We start from the raw sequence: 16902 nt of genomic DNA, 5'->3' as shown, positions 1-16902 counted from the left end.
TTGCCCCCTGACTAGTGCATGTCAAAGGGCGAGACAATCACATCGCTGAGGTCTGGCGGCCCGCTGGGCCAGTTCCACCACTTGCCCGTTCCGCGCCCCTGACGCGCGCGTCACCCGCAGCCAAGGCTTGAAACGAAACGCCACATGGGCGATGTGATGGCATTCCCTGCCGGAGATCGCCATGGCCCTGCCAATCAGAGACCAATTGAAGTACTGGGGCATCGCGGCAGCGGTGTTCATGGTGGCGCTGTGGTTCATCGGCGATGTGATGCTGCCCTTCCTGCTGGGCGGGGCGATTGCCTATTTCCTCGACCCCGTGGCCGACCGGTTGGAGCGTTTGGGGCTCAGCCGTACGATGGCCACCGCCGTCATCACCGTGGTGGCGCTTTTGGTCTTCGTGCTGATGGCGCTTTTGGTGATCCCGACGCTGGTCAATCAGACCGTGAACTTGATCGAGACCGCGCCCAAGCTGACCCGTAATTTCACCGATTTCATCACCGACCGTTTCCCCTCTCTCTTGGATGACGATTCGACCCTGCGCACCTCGCTGACGACGCTGGGCACCACCATTCAGGAACGCGGGGGGCAATTGCTGCAAACCGCGCTGGCCTCCTTTGCCTCGCTGATCAACGTATTGCTCTTGTTCGTCATCGTCCCCGTGGTCGCGGTTTACCTGCTGCTCGATTGGGACCGTATGGTCGCCGCCATCGACCGGCTGCTGCCGCGCGACCATGCCCCTACGATTCGCCAATTGGCGCGCGAGATTGACGCGACGTTGGCCTCTTTCGTGCGCGGCATGGGCACGGTCTGCCTGATCCTTGGCACCTATTACGCCGTGGCGCTGATGCTGGTGGGGCTGCAATTCGGCCTCGTCGTCGGCTTTGTCGCGGGGCTGGTCACCTTCATCCCCTACCTCGGCGCGTTGATCGGCGGGGCGCTGGCGATCGGTCTGGCGCTGTTCCAATTCTGGGGGGATTGGCTCTCCATCGGTCTCGTCGCGGGGATCTTCGTGCTGGGCCAAGTGGTCGAGGGCAATTTGCTGACACCAAAGCTCGTCGGCAATTCGGTCGGCCTGCACCCGGTCTGGCTGCTGCTGGCGCTGTCGGTCTTCGGCACGCTCTTCGGCTTCGTGGGTCTGCTGGTCGCGGTGCCCGTGGCCGCCGCCATCGGGGTGATCGCGCGTTTCGCCACGGCGCGCTACCGCGAAAGCGTGCTCTACAAAGGCCGCGAGCCTGAAACGACCGTCGACGAGGACATCCGCTAACATGGCCCACCAACTCGGGTTGAACCTGCCCAGCCGAACGGCTCTGGGCCGCGACGCTTTCTTTGTCGCCCCCTCCAACGCCATGGCCATGGCGATGATCGACGGATGGCGCGGTTGGGCAGGCGGCAAGCTGGCGCTGACCGGGCCGCAAGGCTCGGGCAAGACGCATCTGACGCATGTTTGGGCGGACCTTTCCGGCGCGCGGATCATCAGTGCGGCGAACCTGCTGGAGGCCGATATTCCCGCCCTTGCCCGTGGCCCCGTGGCGGTGGAGGATGTGCATCTGATCGCCGGGGACGCGGCGGCGCAAACGGCGCTGTTCCATCTGCACAACCTCGTGCTGGCCGAAGGTCAGGCGCTGCTGCTCACCGGCACCGGGCCGGTGGCGCATTGGGGCCTCACGCTGCCCGATCTGGTCAGCCGGATGCGCGGCGCCACGATGGTCGAGATGGAGGCGCCCGACGATGCGCTGCTCTCGGCCCTGCTGGTCAAACTGCTGGCCGACCGGCAATTGACGCCCAAGCCGGAGCTGATCAACTACCTCATGACGCGGATGGACCGCTCTTTCGCCGCCGCCATCGCGCTGGTCGACCGGCTGGATGCCGCCAGCCTTGCGCAGAAGCGCCCCCTGACCCGCGCACTGGCCGCGCAGGTGCTGGACATCGCCCCGCCTCGCGCGTGATACTGGAATAATTAACGCAAGCCTTCGCAAACCCGTTACATTCCAATGTCATGAGGCCCGCATGACCCAAGCCGATTTCCTGCAAGCGCCCTTTCCGCCCGCCACCGATCTGCCCGATCTCGACACCGCCGGGCCGGGCCGGTTCTTTAACCGTGAGCTGAGCTGGCTCGACTTCAACTGGCGGGTGCTGGAAGAGGCCGAGAACCCGCGCGTGCCGCTGTTAGAGCGGCTGCGCTTCCTGTCGATCTCCGCAACCAATCTGGACGAATTCTATACCGTGCGCGTGGCGGGCCTGCGCGAGCTTGCGCAGGCGGGCAACACCACCGCCGCCGCCGATGGGCTGAGCCCCGGCGAGCAACTGGTGTTGATCAACGAAGACGCGCGCAATCTGATGATGTCCCAGCAACGCGTGCTGGTCGACCTCATGGCCGAGATGGACGCGCAGAACATCATGCTGGAGCGCACCGCCGACCTGACCGAGGCCGATTACAAACATCTCGAAGGGGTCTTCCTCAACCAAGTCTTCGCCGTGCTCTCGCCGTTGGCGATCGACCCCGCGCACCCCTTCCCCTTCATTCCCAACACCGGCTACGCGCTGGCGCTGCAACTGGAGCGGACCCGCGACAAACGCCCGCTACAGGCGCTGCTGCCGATCCCGGCGCAGATCGACCGTTTCGTGCCCCTGCCCGCCCCCGATGGCTGCCTGCGCTATCTGCCGCTTGAAGATCTGCTGATCATCAATATCCCCAACCTCTTTCCGGGCTACAAACTCAAGGCGCATTTTGAATTTCGCGTGCTGCGCGACAGCGATCTTGAGGTGGAGGATGAGGCCGAAGACCTCGTGCGGGAATTCGAAGTCGCGCTGAAACGCCGCCGCCGGGGCGAGGTCGTGCGCCTGACCCATTCCGCAGGCGCGCCGGAAAAGCTGAAATCCGTCGTCATGCGCGAACTTTGCGTGCGCCCCCAAGACGTGATCGAGATCGACGGCATGTTGGGCATCGCTGACCTGTCAAAACTGGTGACCGATGCCCGGCCTGACCTGCTCTGGCCGCAGTTTACCCCCCGCGTGCCTGAGCGGGTCAGCGACCATGACGGCGATATGTTCGCGGCGATCCGGCAGAAAGACATGCTGCTGCACCACCCTTACGAGACCTTCGACATGGTGGTGCGTTTCCTTGCCCAAGCGGCCCGCGACCCGGATGTGGTGGCGATCAAGCAGACGCTCTACCGCACCTCGCGCGACAGCCCCATCGTTAGCGCGCTTTGCGAAGCGGCGGAGGATGGCAAATCGGTCACCGCGCTGGTCGAGCTGAAGGCCCGCTTTGATGAGGCTGCCAACATCCGCCAATCGCGCCGGCTGGAGCGGGCGGGCGCGCATGTGGTCTACGGTTTTCTCGACCTCAAGACCCACGCCAAGATCTCGACCGTGGTGCGCCGCGAGGGTGACCAATTGGTGACCTATACCCACTACGGCACCGGCAATTACCACCCGATCACCGCGCGGATTTATACGGACCTGTCGCTCTTCACCTGCGATTCGAGCCTTGGGCGCGATGCGACGAAAGTTTTCAATTTCCTGTCGGGCTACGCCCCGCCAGAGCAGTTGGAAAATCTCGCCATCTCCCCCACAACGCTGAAGCCGCGCTTGCTTGAGATGATCCGCGCCGAGGCCGAACATGCCCGCGCCGGACGCCCCGCTGTGATCTGGGCCAAGATGAACGCGTTGATCGACGCCGAGGTGATCGACGCGCTGTATGACGCGAGCCAAGCCGGGGTGGAAATCAGCCTCGTCATTCGCGGCATCTGCGGGCTGCGCCCCGGGGTGAAGGGGCTGTCGGACAACATCCGCGTCAAATCCATCATCGGGCGCTTTTTGGAGCACAGCCGCATCGTCTGTTTCGGCAACGGGCACGGGCTGCCGCATAAAAAGGCACGGGTCTTCATGTCTTCGGCCGACTGGATGGGCCGCAACCTCAACCGCCGGGTTGAGACGTTGGTCGAGATCGAAAACCCCACCGTCAAGGCGCAGATCACCAGCCAGATCATGGCGGCCAATCTGGCTGACGTGGCGCAAAGCTGGGTCATGGGGCCGGATGGTAAATTCACCCGCCCGGCGATCCCCGAAGGCACTTTCGCCTTCAACTGCCACCGCTTTTTCATGGAAAACCCCTCGCTCTCGGGCCGGGGCAGCGCCGGGGCCTCGGATGTGCCCAAGCTGACCCATACCGAGGATTGACCGGCAAGCGCCCTTTGGCAATTGACCTCACCGCCCCCCTGCGCCAATTATCCAGTGAAACGGATGGCCCGCAGGAGCATTGATGGCAGACCAGACCGACCCTTCCCGAGCCGCCCCCGTCCCTGAGACGGGTGTGGCGGAACTGGGCCTTTTCGGAAAACCCTTGTTTCAGGATCCGGGCGCGCGGGCGCTGGCCCGCGTGGGCGTGGTGGATGTGGGGTCGAACTCCGTCCGGCTGGTGGTCTTTGACGGTGCAGCGCGCTCTCCGGCCTATTTCTACAACGAAAAGATCATGTGCGCCTTGGGCGCGGGCATGGCCGAGACCGGGCATCTGTCCCCCGAAGGGCGCGCCCGCGCCCTCTCGGCACTGCGACGGTTCAGCAAATTGGCCGATGGCATGGGCCTGTCGGAGCTTACCGTCGTCGCCACGGCGGCGGTGCGCGATGCCAGCGACGGCCGCGCCTTCTGCGCCGATGTGCTGCGCGAAACCGGGTTGCGCATCTGGGTGATCGACGGCGAGGAAGAGGCGCGGCTCTCGGCGCAAGGGGTGCTTTTGGGCTGGCCCGGCGCTTACGGCCTTGTCTGCGACATCGGCGGCTCTTCGATGGAGCTTGCCGAAATCTCGGGCGGGCGCGTCGGGCGGCGGGTCACCTCCCAGCTTGGCCCGCTCAAGCTGCGCGACCTCAAGGGCGGCGCCAAAGGGCGGCACGCGCATATCAAAGAGGTCATCACCGGGCTTCAGGAAAAAATGGGCAGCCAGCGCGACCGGCTGTTCCTCGTGGGCGGCTCATGGCGGGCAATCGCGCGGATCGACATGTACCGCCGGGGCTATCCGCTGCATGTGCTGCATGAATACCGCATGACCGTGACCTCGGTTCGCGAAACAGTGAAATTCATCCAAACTTCCGACCTTGAGGAATTGCGCAATGCCTGCGGCGTCTCCTCCAGCCGGATGTCGCTGGTGCCCTACGCCGCCGAGGTGCTCAGCCGTCTGGTCAAGACTTTTCGGCCCAAGGACATCGCCATCTCCAGCTACGGTATCCGCGAAGGCATGCTTTATGAGCAGATGCCGCAGCGCCTGCGCGACCGGGATCCGCTGATCGAAGCCTGCTATTTCGCCGAGGCGAAGGACGCGCGGATGCCCGGTTTCGGCAAGGTGCTCTATAACTTCATCCTGCCGCTCTACCGCTCTGCCCCCCACGCCCGCAGGCGTTTGGTCAAAGCGGCCTGCCTGTTGCATGATGTCAGTTGGCGCGCGCATCCCGACTACCGGGCCGAGACCTGTTTCGACAATGCCACCCGCGCCAATCTCGGCGGGCTGAAACACGCCGAACGCATCTACCTCGGGCTGGCCCTGCTGCACCGCTATTCCAACAAGCGTGAGAACACCCGTTTCGAAGACCTCTATGAAATGGTCGATGAGAAGACCCGGTTGGAGGCCGAAATCCTTGGCAAGGCCATGCGCTTTGGCGCGATGCTCTGGATGGACAAGGGCGAACAGCGCGGCGAATTGCGCTGGTTCCCCAAGAAGAAGCAATTGGAACTCTGGCTCACCCCCGACATGGTGCCGCTTTTCGGCGAGGTCGCAGAGGCGCGGCTGAACTCACTCGCCAAATCGCTTGAGGCAGAGGTGCATGTTCGGACCGGCAAACGCGCCGCGCGTTAAAGCTCGATCTGCGGCGCGGGTTCGGTTGGAGTCTCTGGCGGGACCATCGGGTGATCGGGCTTGCGGCGGATGATGATATCGCCGTTGGGCTGCATCTCGGGCGCTTGATAGGCGCTCCAATCCTCGACCTCGTCCAAGAGCTCCGTAAGCTTCGGCCCCATCTCCCGCGCGAAGTCACGCAGCGCGGGGCGCATGGCCTCGGTAACCCCTTCAAACCTCTCCATGACCGGGCCCATCTCATCCATGATCCCGTCCATGAACATCTGCGCGCCGCGCTCCATCAAGCCGAGGCCGCGTTCTTCGGATTCTTCCTGCGCATGGGCTGCGAGGGGCAGCACCGTACAAAGGGCGATAAGGGGCATAAAGCGTGTCATGGGATTGAGGTAGGCGGCGCCGCGCGCATGTCCAGTCTTACGCCACGCCGCTGGCAGCCCCCCGCCTAAAGATCGACATCCAGCGTGACGGGGAAGTGATCCGAGGCGGCCAGCAGCGCGTCACGCAGGGCGAGATTTTGCCAGCAGGCCGGATCATCCATCGGGTGCCAGATCCGCCAGCGGGCCGCAGGGGCGGCGATCTGCGGGCTGACCATGATGTAGTCAAGCAGCGCCTGAAGATAGCGTTCCTCCGGCGCGATCCAGAAACGCGCGCTGGTCGGCGCGGCCCCCAAACGGCGGCTGAGCGCCTGTTTGGCATGAGGGTCGAACAGCGCCGCCGCCCCCTGCCCCAGCACGATCTCGACCGAGGACCGGCCAAACAGGCTTTCGAATTCATCCAGCCCCGGCCCGTCGTTCAGATCGCCCAAGACCATCACGGGCCGTTCCGCCGCCAAATGCATGTCGATCCGCCGCCTGAGCCAGATCGCCTGTGCCAATTGTTTGCGTCGGTTGGCGATGGCGATGCGCAGCACATCGGCCTCGGACTTAGCCCCATGGGGCGCTTTGGATTTGAGATGCGCGCCGATCATCTGAAAGGCGAAACCGGCCTTCGTGGTGACCTCCAACTCCAAGGGCGGTTTGGAAAAGACCACCGCGTCTTCCGTCGCATCCACGTCAAGGTCGATCCGCAGCGTCTGGTCAAAGCGCGGGGCATCGGCGGCACCCTGCGGCACATGGCGGGCGCTGAGCTTGTCGGGATCATAGAGCAGCGCAATCTCTTGCTCGGTATCGTTGGAAAACCCCATGACGGCGGCCCGCGTGCGCAGGGAAAACCGCGCGGCAAAATGCTCAAGCGCCGCCACGGTGGATTGCCGCCGCCCGTGGTTCGGCGCTTCGATCACCATGACCGCATCGGCACCCAGCGCGTTGAACACTTGGCCCAAAGCCGCCGTCTGCTGCGCACGGGTCACCCCATGCCGCCCGGCCCAAGCGTCATCGTCGTAAAGCCGGTTGTCATTGTCAAAAAGGCTCGCGAACCACTCAACATTGTAGGTCGCGATGCGCATCAAGCGTGTTTGCCCGAGAGCGTTTCCCATGCGCGGTTGATGTCGATCATGCGCTTCTCGGCCATCTTGATCGCCTCTTGCGGCAAGCCCCGCGCCACCAGCGCGTCGGGATGGTTCTCGCGCACCAGCCGCCGCCACGCGCGGCGGGCCTCTTCCAACGTCGCATTGGGGCCGATGCCCAGAACCGTGCGCGGCAGGGGCGAGCTATCGGGCACGAAACGCGCTTTGAGCGAGGCGAAAGCCTCTTCATCCATGCCGAAAATCGCGGCCACATCCTCAAGAAAGGCGTTTTCGTTGGGGTGGTAGATGCCATCGGCCATCGCGATGTGAAACAGCCCCTCCATCAGGTCATGCAGGGTCTGGGGCTGGTCACTGAACATCCGCGCGATGCGGCGGGCGTAATCCTCGAAACCGGTCACGTCTTGGCGGGCGAGGTTAAAGACCCGCGCCGCCCCTTCCTGATCCGCCTCGGCAATCTGGAACACTTCGCGAAAGGCAGTCACCTCATCGCGGGTCACCAGCCCATCGGCCTTGGCCATTTTGGCGCCAAGCGCGATCACCGCGATGGTAAAGGCGACCGAGCGCTCGGGCGGGCTGCGTAGCCGGTCAAAGACAGCCGACAGCCCTTCGCCCGCGGTGAGGGCTGACAGAGCTTCGGAGATGCGCGTCCAGATCGACATGGGCTGACCCTTTGGTATTCGGCCCCCAGCTTAACCGCTGGCATCGGGGAAGTCAGGATGCAGTCAGCGTTTTCTGCATCAAGATCAGATCGAGCCATCGCCCATGTTTGCGCCCCACCTCGGGCATCCGCCCGACCTGCGCAAAGCCCAGTTTTTCATGGAACGTCACAGCGCCGGGATTAGCGCTGCTGATCGCGGCGACCATGGTGTGACGGCCCTGCGCCGCTGCCGCCTCTATGGCCTGTGTCATCAGGTCGCGGCCCAGCCCCTGCCCCTGCGCCGCCTCGGACAGAACGATGCTATGCTCCACCGTCGCGGCATAGCCCGGCCCGCCGCGAAAGCTGCCATAGGTGACAAAGCCCAGCACCGCGCCCTCCCCTTCGGCCACCCAAAAGGCATTGGCCCGGGCGGCGATCAGCGCTGCGATCTCCTCTGGCGTCTTTTCCTCGGTGGTGAAGGTCGACAGGCTGTCGCGGATCATACCGTTCCAGAGCGCCGCCACGGCGGCGGCATCCTGCGCCCCGGCGCGGCGGATCACGCCGCCCCTCAGGGCGGCGCTTCCGTCGTCTTGCATCACTTCCGCGTCTCGCGGATCAGCTTCAGGATGTCCTGCGCGGCGGTTGGGATATTGGTGCCGGGCCCAAAGATCGCCTTCACGCCCGCGTCTTGCAGGAACTTGTAGTCCTGCTGCGGGATCACCCCGCCGCAGATCACGAGGATATCCTCTGCGCCCGCATCCTTCAGCGCCTGAATGAGCTGCGGCGCCAGCGTCTTGTGCCCCGCCGCTTGGCTCGAGATGCCGATGACATGCACGTCGTTGTCCACCGCATCCTGCGCTGCCTCCGCGGGCGTCTGGAACAGCGGGCCCACGTCCACGTCAAAGCCGATGTCGGCAAAGGCGGTGGCGATCACCTTGGCACCGCGGTCGTGGCCGTCCTGACCCATCTTGACCACCAGCATGCGCGGGCGGCGGCCCTCGGCCTCGGCGAACTCATCCACCGACTTCTGGATGTCGGCAAAGCCCGCGTCGCCCTCGTAGGCCGCGCCGTAAACGCCTGAGAGCGTCTTGACCTCGGCCCGGTGCCTTCCGAATTCCTTTTCCATCGCCATGCTGATTTCCCCCACTGTGGCGCGTGCGCGCGCGGCCTCGACCGCGGCGTCGAGCAGGTTGCCGCCCTCGGCCGCCCGCCGTGTCAGTTCCGCCAAGGCGGCGGTGCCGGCCTCTTCGTCGCGCTCGGCGCGGATGCGCTCCAGACGCGCCACCTGTCCTGCGCGCACCTTGACGTTGTCGACGTCGAGAATGTCGATCGGCTCTTCCTTGTCGCGGCGGTACTTGTTGACGCCCACGATCACCTCGGTGCCGCGGTCGATGCCCGCCTGACGCTGAGCCGCGGCTTCCTCGATCCTGAGCTTAGGCATGCCCGAGGCCACGGCCTTGGTCATGCCGCCCATCTCCTCGACCTCCTCGATCAGCTTCCACGCCGCTTCGGCCAGATCGGCGGTCAGCTTCTCGACGTAGTAGCTGCCCGCCAGCGGATCGACGACATTGGTGATTCCGGTCTCTTCTTGCAAAATCAGCTGGGTGTTCCGGGCGATGCGCGCCGAATGGTCGGTGGGCAGGCCGATGGCCTCATCCAGCGAATTGGTGTGCAGCGACTGGGTGCCGCCCAAGACCGCCGAAAGCGCCTCGTAGGCCGTGCGGACCACGTTGTTGTAAGGGTCCTGCTCGGCCAAGCTGACGCCGGAGGTCTGGCAATGGGTGCGCAGCATTGAGGACTTGGGGTTCTTAGGCTCGAACTCCTCCATCACCCGCGACCAGAGCAGCCGCGCGGCGCGCAGCTTGGCGGCCTCCATGAAGAAGTTCATGCCGATGGCGAAGAAGAACGACAGACGCGGCGCGAAGCGGTCGACGTCCATCCCTGCCGCAATCGCCGTGCGCACATATTCGCGCCCGTCGGCGATGGTGAAGGCCAGTTCCTGCACGAGGTTCGCCCCCGCCTCCTGCATGTGATAGCCCGAGATCGAGATCGAGTTGAACTTGGGCATGTGGTCCGAAGTATATTCGATGATGTCCCCGATGATCCGCATCGACGGCTCCGGCGGGTAGACATAGGTGTTGCGCACCATGAATTCCTTGAGGATGTCGTTCTGGATCGTCCCCGAGAGCTTGGCCCGGTCATGGCCCTGCTCTTCGCCCGCGACGATGAAATTGGCGAGGATCGGTATCACCGCGCCGTTCATCGTCATGGAGACCGACACCTGATCAAGCGGGATGCCATCGAAGAGGATCTTCATGTCCTCGACCGAGTCGATGGCCACGCCCGCCTTGCCGACATCGCCCTCCACGCGGGGATGGTCACTGTCATAGCCGCGGTGCGTCGCCAGATCGAAGGCCACCGAAACACCCTGCTGCCCGGCAGCAAGCGCGCGGCGGTAGAAGGCGTTGGATTCCTCCGCCGTAGAGAAACCCGCATATTGCCGGATCGTCCAAGGGCGGCCCGCATACATCGTCGCCTTCACGCCGCGTGTAAAGGGCGCCTCGCCGGGGATGCTGCCGAGATGCTCAAGCCCGTCCACATCCTCGGCGGTGTAGAGCGGCTGGACGTCGATCCCCTCCAGCGTCTTCCACGTCAGATCGTCAAGGCTGCGCCCACGCAATTCGCCGGTAGCCAGTTCCTGCCAACGCGCCTTCGCGTCCTTTTGGTCGGATGTCATATGCTTGTCCTTCTCCCTTAGCGCCCGGCGGCAGGCATCGGCCTGCGCAACTGTGGCGGCTGAATTGTCAAAGGCCGCGCCCCTAGGGGGATAAATACCCCCTGCGGCGCTTTGCCCTTCGCAAACTGGCACAGGCCCCCTATATTTGAGGGGACAGGAGCCTTGATGAAACGTTTGATCTCACTAGTTTTTGCAGGATTGATGACCACGGCGGCCATGGCCCAAGGGGCCGATGCCCCGGTGGAGGATCCGTTGTTCCTGCCTGCCGATATGGCCGATCTCAGCACCTTCCAATGGACCAAACGGCCCGTACTGGTCTTTGCCAATTCCGAGAATGACCCCGCCTTCGTCGCGCAGATGGAATACCTCCGCGAGCGCGAGGATGAGTTGCGCCTGCGCGATGTCGTCGTGCTGACCGATACCGACCCCGCCGCGCAGAGCCCGCTGCGGATGCGGATGCGCCCGCGTGGTTTCATGCTGGTGCTGGTCGACAAGGAAGGCCAGATCGAGCTGCGCAAACCCTTCCCTTGGGACGTGCGCGAGATCACTCGTAGCATCGACAAGATGCCGCTGAGGCAGCGAGAAATCAGAGAGGCGAAGGAGCGCGGCGTCAACCGCTGATGCCCCGCGCCCTGCCCGCCCTGATCGCCCGCGCGTCGCACCCTATTCGAACTCCATGATCACATCGTCCACCGCAAGGCTGTCGCCCGCACCTGCGTTGACCTTGCTGACGACGCCCTTCTTCTCGGCGCGCAGGATGTTTTCCATCTTCATCGCCTCGATGGTGCAGAGCGCTTGACCCTCCTGAACCTCGTCGCCAACTTCGACGTCGAGTTTCACCACCAGACCCGGCATCGGGCAGAGCAACATCTTGGAGGTATCGGGCGGCAGTTTCTCGGGCATCAGGGCCGCCAGTTCCGCCTGACGCGGCGTGCGGACATGGACCTTCAGATCCGCACCGCGGGTGCGGATCCGGAAGCCGCCTGAGATTTTGCCGACCTTCAGCACCAAAGGCGCGCCATCGACGGTCATCTCGGCCAGTTGGTCCCCCGGGGTCCAATCGCCGCTCACACGCATTTCGCTGCCGTCAGAGAAAGCCACCGTCGCCCCTTCGGGATCGGCCTTGGTGACCACATCAAAGTTCTCACCCTGAAGCTTCACGTTCCAGTCGCTGCCGACTTTGCGCTCGTGGTTGTCCATCCGGCCCGAAACGCGGGCGCGGCGGATTTCGCCAACGCGGTGCATGGCGGCACAGGCGGCGGCGATGCGGCGGAGCTCGCTCTCCGGCAGGGACACCCCTTCGAACCCATCGGGATATTCCTCGGCGATGAAGGCGGTGGTCATCTCGCCCGAGACGAACTTGGGGTGATCCATCACGGCGGAAAGGAACGGCAGGTTGTGCCCGATGCCCTCGACCTCGAAACTGTCGAGCGCCACGCGCATCTTCTCGATCGCCTCGGCGCGCGTCGGCGCCCATGTGCAGAGCTTGGCGATCATCGGGTCGTAATACATCGAGATCTCGCCGCCCTCGTAGACGCCGGTGTCGTTGCGCACGGCCATGTCGCCCGCGGGCGCGTCACCCTGCCATGTGCCCTGCTCCAGAAGCGGCCCCGCGGCCACCTCCTGCGGCGGGCGATAGCGGGTCAGACGGCCGATGGACGGCAGGAAGCCGCGGTAGGGGTCTTCGGCGTAAAGCCGGTTTTCGATGGCCCAGCCGGTCAGAGTCACGTCGTCTTGGGTGATCGACAGCTTTTCGCCGTTGGCCACGCGGATCATCTGCTCCACCAGATCGACGCCGGTAATCAACTCCGTCACCGGGTGTTCCACCTGAAGGCGGGTGTTCATCTCAAGGAAGTAGAAATTCTTGTCGCCGTCGACGATGAATTCCACGGTGCCCGCGCTGGTGTAGCCCACGGCCTGCGCCAGAGCGACGGCCTGTTCGCCCATCGCTTTACGGGTGGCTTCGTCAAGGAAGGGGCTCGGGGCCTCTTCGACCACCTTCTGGTTGCGGCGCTGGATCGAGCATTCACGCTCGCCCAGATAGACGCCGTTGCCGTGGGCATCGCAGAGCACCTGAATCTCGATGTGGCGCGGCTGGGTCACGAATTTCTCAATGAAGATCCGGTCATCTCCAAAAGAGTTCGCGGCCTCGTTCTTGGACGATTGGAAACCCTCGCGCGCTTCCTCATCGTTCCAAGCGATCCGCATGCCCTTGCCGCCGCCGCCAGCGGAGGCCTTGAGCATCACCGGGTAGCCGATGTCATTGGAGATCTTCACCGCCTCCTCGGCGTCCTCGATGAGGCCCATGTAACCCGGCACGGTCGAGACCCCGGCCTCCTTGGCGATCTTCTTGGAGGTGATCTTGTCGCCCATCTTCTCGATGGCCCCTTTGGGCGGGCCGACGAAGGCCACGCCCGCAGCCTCGAGCGCCTCGGCGAACTTGCTGTTTTCACTCAAGAAACCATAGCCCGGATGCACCGCTTGCGCGCCCGATTGCTTGATCGCCTCCATCACCTTGTCGATGACGATATAGGACTGGTTCGCCGGGGGCGGGCCGATGTGAATGGCCTCATCCGCCATTTCCACATGCAGCGCCTGCGCGTCTGCATCGGAATATATCGCCACGGTGGTCAGGCCCATTTTCTTGGCGGTCTTGATCACACGGCAGGCGATTTCGCCTCGGTTGGCAATGAGGATCTTGTCAAACATCAGCGGTTCCTTTGACGAATGCAGGCAACGCAAAAAGCCGCGTCAGCCGGGGCTGCGCGGGTGCCTGTAGGGGTAAAGATGAAAGGGAGGCCGCCCTGCCCGCGCGGATGGCGGGCAAAGCGGCTATTGTAGCTGGATCAGTTACATTTGCCGGGGTTGAGCTGACAGTAACCGACGTTGGCTGCAGCGCCGATGGCTGCGCCCTGCGCCAGCGACCCGCCTGTGACGGCTGCCGCACCTGCGCCGACGGCTGCGCCGCCCAAACCTTGTTCGCCGATGTTGTCGCCGCATGCGGCCAGACCGGCTGTCGCGCCAAGCGCGAGGATGATGTTACGAATGGACATGTGCCTGCTCCTTCACTGCTGTCTACTATCCGACAAACGCCGTGGCGCTGCACAAGTTCCCGGCCAGATTTTCGGCCTGCTGCGCTGTGACCTGAAAACCACCCTGTGGAAAAGTCGGACAGCAGAGCGCAGGCGCGGATCGGCTGCCCGATAGAGGAAGAGGTATGGTCTTCAGGCTCGGCGGCACGCGGGATAACGGACGCGCCGCCAGACGCATAAAGCCTGCCGCAAGCCCGCCTTTGCGCCAAGCACACCGCGCGGCTTGGCCGGGCTTCGGCAAAGCGGTGCTGAACGGCGGAAAGGCGCGGCGACATCATGCCGATCAATCCTCAAAAGCTTCGGGAAAGGCGGCGCGGGCGGCGGCCACGTCGAGCACCAGCAGCGCTTCGTAATCGGCAGGGTCGAAAGGATCGGTCGCGGGCAGAACCTCACGGCCAAAGAGCCAAGACAGGCGGCCCGCATCCAGATTGCCACGCTCGAACGGATGTTCGCCAAAGGCTTCCCAAAGGGCTTTGACAAAAGCGGTATCGGCGCGGCGATCCGGGGCGCGGCGGTCGGGGCGACGCTCACGCCGGGTGATGGGCGTGACCCCTTTGGGGTTCGGGCGGCGAATGGTGAATTGAAAATCGGTGCCGGGCAGACGCCCGGGGAACCCGCGGTGTTTTAGCATATAGGCGGGCATCAGACACCCCTCCCGGTTGCAGGGGTGGCTGGGATCAGGGCAGGCGCAAACGCCTGCCCTGCAACGGCATTACTTGTACTTGCCGGTGTAGACGGGCTCAACCGAGATGGGCTCGGGCTCGACCACGACATACTCTTCTTCTTGCTGCGCGCAGGCCGAAACCGCTGCAACGAAACCGATGGCTGCCAGCAACTTGATGCTCTTGGACATGTAAATCTCCTATTAACGTTAAATGAACCTGACACGACAACACGCCGGCCAAGCCCGGGTTCTGAGGTAAGGGATACGTGGGTATTCCTTGACCGCATCATATGCGATTCACATGGCAATGGATACGGTTGCAAGTGCAATCGGTCGCGTTGTGACTCCAAAGCATCATTCCAATCCGAGGATCGGCGGATTCTTGCAAGATATTGCCTGTGCATCACAAACCCTCCCAAATGCAGGTGTCATCCTGCGCCCGGAAAGCTTCGAAATACTGGGTCGCTTCGGGGTCGGCCGCGCCGAATTCCACCGGACGGTCAGCGAGGGAGACGACGATCACCTGCCCCGCTAGCGCATGTTCAGTCATGTAAGGAAGTGCGACGACCGCGCAGAGATGTTCCATATCCGGCGCGGCGCGGTCATAGGCGATGGCCCCCGGCCCTTTGGCAATCTGCGGCGCGATAAAACGGAAGCGAAGCCAAGTCTCACCGCCGAGCTCCTCGACCAAGACCTCTTGCAGATCAACGGTTTGCCCAGAGGGGACATCAATGGCCCGCGCGGGGCCTGCAAGCCCGACCGCCAGCAGGGCTGGCAGCCAGACCCGACGCAGAAGAGCGCCTAGTGGTTGCGCAGCGCGTCGATCAGCGTTTCCTTGTCCATGTCCGAGCGCCCTTCGATCCCGAGCTCTTGCGCCCGGTCGTAGAGAGCGTCTTTGGTCCAATCCTCGTAGGGCGGCTGTTTGCCCCCCTTCTTGCCGGGGTGCTGGCTGTCGTTGGCCTGCGCATTGGCAATGCGGGCGGCTTTCTCCTTGCTCGCCCCATCCTCGCGCAGGGACTTGTAGGTCTCTTCGTCCTTGATGGATGAATTCGGCATGATCCGGTCCTCCTTTGTAAGGAAAACCACCCAGCCCGCCGAGGGTTCCGCGCGCGGCCCTCGTGGGATCGGTATTTGAGAAAGGATGAAGCTGCATGATGGCGCTCAGAGCGGGATGTTGTCGTGTTTCTTCCACGGGGTCTGCACTTTTTTTGTTGCGCAGAGAGGCGAAGGCGCGGGCGACCCGTTTGCGGGTAGAGCGCGGCTGGATCACCTCGTCGATGAAGCCACGTTCGGCGGCGACGAAGGGATTGGCGAAACGATCCTCGTAATCCTTGGTGTGTTTAGCGATCTTTTCGGGGTCGTTCAGATCCTTGCGGTGAATGATCTCGGTCGCGCCTTTGGCGCCCATCACGGCAACTTCGGCGGTGGGCCAAGCGTAGTTGAAATCCGAGCGCAGGTGTTTCGAGGCCATCACATCGTAGGCGCCGCCGTAGGCTTTGCGCGTGATGACGGTGACCATTGGCACGGTCGCCTCGCCATAGGCGAAGAGCAGTTTCGCGCCGTGTTTGATGACACCGCCGAATTCCTGACCGGTGCCGGGCAGGAAGCCGGGCACGTCTACCAGGGTGAGGATCGGGATCTCGAAGGCGTCGCAGAAACGCACGAAACGCGCCGCTTTGCGCGAGCTGTCGATGTCGAGGCATCCGGCCAGCACCATCGGTTGGTTGGCCACCACGCCGACGGTACGCCCCTCAAGGCGGATGAAGCCGGTGATGATGTTCTTGGCGAATTCCTCTTGGATTTCGTAAAAGTCGCCCTCATCCGCCAGTTTGAGGATCAATTCCTTCATGTCATAGGGGGTGTTGGCGTTCGACGGCACCAGTGTGTCGAGCGAGGGTTCGATCCGGTTGGGATCGTCGAAGAAGGGGCGGACCGGCGGTTTCTCGCGGTTGTTGGCGGGCAGCAGATCGACGAGGCGGCGCACCTCGGCCAATGCCTCCACGTCATTTTCGAAGGCCGCGTCGGCGACGGAGGATTTGCGCGTGTGGGTCGTGGCGCCGCCCAGCTCTTCGGCGGTGACGACTTCGTTGGTGACGGTTTTCACCACGTCCGGACCGGTGACGAACATATAGGAGCTGTCTTTGACCATGAAGATGAAGTCGGTCATCGCGGGCGAATAGACCGCCCCGCCCGCGCAGGGGCCCATGATGACGCTGATCTGGGGGATCACGCCGGAAGCTTCGATGTTGCGCTGGAAGACCTCGGCATAGCCTGCAAGGCTTGCCACGCCTTCTTGGATGCGCGCGCCGCCGGAATCGTTGATGCCGATCACCGGCGCGCCATTTTGCACTGCCATATCCATGATCTTGCAGATTTTCTGAGCATGGGTTTCCGAGAGCGAGCCGCCGAAGACGGTGAAATCCTGGCTAAAGACATAGACGAGGCGGCCGTTAATCGTGCCC

The 16902-nt window shown here is 63.6% G+C and carries 16 protein-coding genes and 1 pseudogene; 5 read left to right on the top strand and 12 right to left on the bottom strand.

What is annotated here, in order from left to right; translation table 11 throughout:
• Nucleotides 1-181 precede the first annotated feature (181 nt).
• From FCK22_RS13225 to FCK22_RS13210, 4 genes are all read left to right on the top strand, one after another.
• Entirely contained in the window at nucleotides 182-1264 is a 1083-nt protein-coding gene (locus FCK22_RS13225) for an AI-2E family transporter (RefSeq protein WP_067265471.1), read from the top strand.
• A 1-nt stretch (nucleotide 1265) separates the two neighbouring features.
• A complete protein-coding gene (locus FCK22_RS13220) occupies nucleotides 1266-1946 on the top strand; it encodes a DnaA/Hda family protein (protein WP_067265468.1) in 681 nt (226 codons plus the stop codon).
• 61 nt (nucleotides 1947-2007) lie between these two features.
• Nucleotides 2008-4182: an RNA degradosome polyphosphate kinase gene (locus FCK22_RS13215; RefSeq protein ID WP_067265467.1), complete on the top strand. Its 2175-nt coding sequence runs from the start codon at nucleotides 2008-2010 to the stop codon at nucleotides 4180-4182.
• An 82-nt stretch (nucleotides 4183-4264) separates the two neighbouring features.
• On the top strand, nucleotides 4265-5848 hold the full coding sequence (locus FCK22_RS13210; protein WP_067265464.1) for a Ppx/GppA family phosphatase: 1584 nt from the start codon (nucleotides 4265-4267) through the stop codon (nucleotides 5846-5848).
• Here the strand turns inward: FCK22_RS13210 and FCK22_RS13205 are convergent.
• From FCK22_RS13205 to scpA, 5 genes are all read right to left on the bottom strand, one after another.
• The gene (locus FCK22_RS13205) at nucleotides 5845-6210 is read right to left on the bottom strand and encodes a hypothetical protein (RefSeq protein ID WP_231886373.1); all 366 of its coding nucleotides are present in this window, start codon (nucleotides 6208-6210) and stop codon (nucleotides 5845-5847) included. The genes FCK22_RS13210 and FCK22_RS13205 overlap by 4 nt on opposite strands.
• Before the next feature lie 77 nt (nucleotides 6211-6287).
• Nucleotides 6288-7289 carry an endonuclease/exonuclease/phosphatase family protein gene (locus tag FCK22_RS13200; protein WP_136720482.1) on the bottom strand — a complete coding sequence of 334 codons (1002 nt, stop codon included), beginning with the start codon at nucleotides 7287-7289 and terminating at the stop codon, nucleotides 6288-6290.
• Complete coding sequence (locus FCK22_RS13195; RefSeq protein ID WP_067261634.1) at nucleotides 7289-7969, bottom strand: molecular chaperone DjiA; 681 nt, start codon at nucleotides 7967-7969, stop codon at nucleotides 7289-7291. The genes FCK22_RS13200 and FCK22_RS13195 overlap by 1 nt, the downstream gene beginning before the upstream one ends.
• A 52-nt stretch (nucleotides 7970-8021) precedes the next feature.
• Nucleotides 8022-8543, bottom strand: a complete 522-nt coding sequence (locus FCK22_RS13190) for a GNAT family N-acetyltransferase (RefSeq protein ID WP_067261636.1) — start codon at nucleotides 8541-8543, stop codon at nucleotides 8022-8024.
• On the bottom strand, nucleotides 8543-10684 hold the full coding sequence (gene scpA / locus FCK22_RS13185; RefSeq protein ID WP_067261638.1) for a methylmalonyl-CoA mutase: 2142 nt from the start codon (nucleotides 10682-10684) through the stop codon (nucleotides 8543-8545). The genes FCK22_RS13190 and scpA overlap by 1 nt, the downstream gene beginning before the upstream one ends.
• A 165-nt stretch (nucleotides 10685-10849) precedes the next feature.
• Here scpA and FCK22_RS13180 point away from each other — a divergent pair, with 165 nt between their 5' ends.
• Complete coding sequence (locus FCK22_RS13180; RefSeq protein WP_067261639.1) at nucleotides 10850-11305, top strand: DUF4174 domain-containing protein; 456 nt, start codon at nucleotides 10850-10852, stop codon at nucleotides 11303-11305.
• Nucleotides 11306-11347: 42 nt separating this feature from the next.
• On the opposite strand, the gene FCK22_RS13175 is transcribed toward FCK22_RS13180, so the two are convergent.
• The 7 genes and pseudogenes from FCK22_RS13175 to FCK22_RS13150 all read right to left on the bottom strand — a co-directional run.
• Nucleotides 11348-13393, bottom strand: a complete 2046-nt coding sequence (locus FCK22_RS13175) for an acetyl/propionyl/methylcrotonyl-CoA carboxylase subunit alpha (RefSeq protein WP_067261641.1) — start codon at nucleotides 13391-13393, stop codon at nucleotides 11348-11350.
• A 137-nt stretch (nucleotides 13394-13530) separates the two neighbouring features.
• Nucleotides 13531-13737 carry a hypothetical protein gene (locus FCK22_RS13170; protein ID WP_067261646.1) on the bottom strand — a complete coding sequence of 69 codons (207 nt, stop codon included), beginning with the start codon at nucleotides 13735-13737 and terminating at the stop codon, nucleotides 13531-13533.
• Between the two features lie 322 nt (nucleotides 13738-14059).
• Complete coding sequence (locus FCK22_RS13165) at nucleotides 14060-14407, bottom strand: hypothetical protein (RefSeq protein ID WP_067261657.1); 348 nt, start codon at nucleotides 14405-14407, stop codon at nucleotides 14060-14062.
• 81 nt (nucleotides 14408-14488) lie between these two features.
• Entirely contained in the window at nucleotides 14489-14629 is a 141-nt protein-coding gene (locus FCK22_RS18955) for a hypothetical protein (RefSeq protein ID WP_168613065.1), read from the bottom strand.
• A 214-nt stretch (nucleotides 14630-14843) separates the two neighbouring features.
• On the bottom strand, nucleotides 14844-15131 hold the full coding sequence (locus tag FCK22_RS13160; RefSeq protein WP_136720481.1) for a DUF6497 family protein: 288 nt from the start codon (nucleotides 15129-15131) through the stop codon (nucleotides 14844-14846).
• A gap of 110 nt (nucleotides 15132-15241) precedes the next feature.
• Nucleotides 15242-15496, bottom strand: coding sequence for a Rho termination factor (locus FCK22_RS13155; protein ID WP_067261647.1), 255 nt, complete (start codon nucleotides 15494-15496; stop codon nucleotides 15242-15244).
• Nucleotides 15497-15601: 105 nt separating this feature from the next.
• Nucleotides 15602-16902 (bottom strand): annotated as a pseudogene (locus tag FCK22_RS13150) (acyl-CoA carboxylase subunit beta); the annotation flags it as partial.

This window comes from Sulfitobacter sp. 15WGC (assembly GCF_005068605.1).
GTDB lineage: Bacteria > Pseudomonadota > Alphaproteobacteria > Rhodobacterales > Rhodobacteraceae > Sulfitobacter > Sulfitobacter faviae.
The sequence above is the reverse complement of the archived record's forward strand: the minus strand, read 5'-3'. Positions and strand labels throughout refer to the sequence as shown.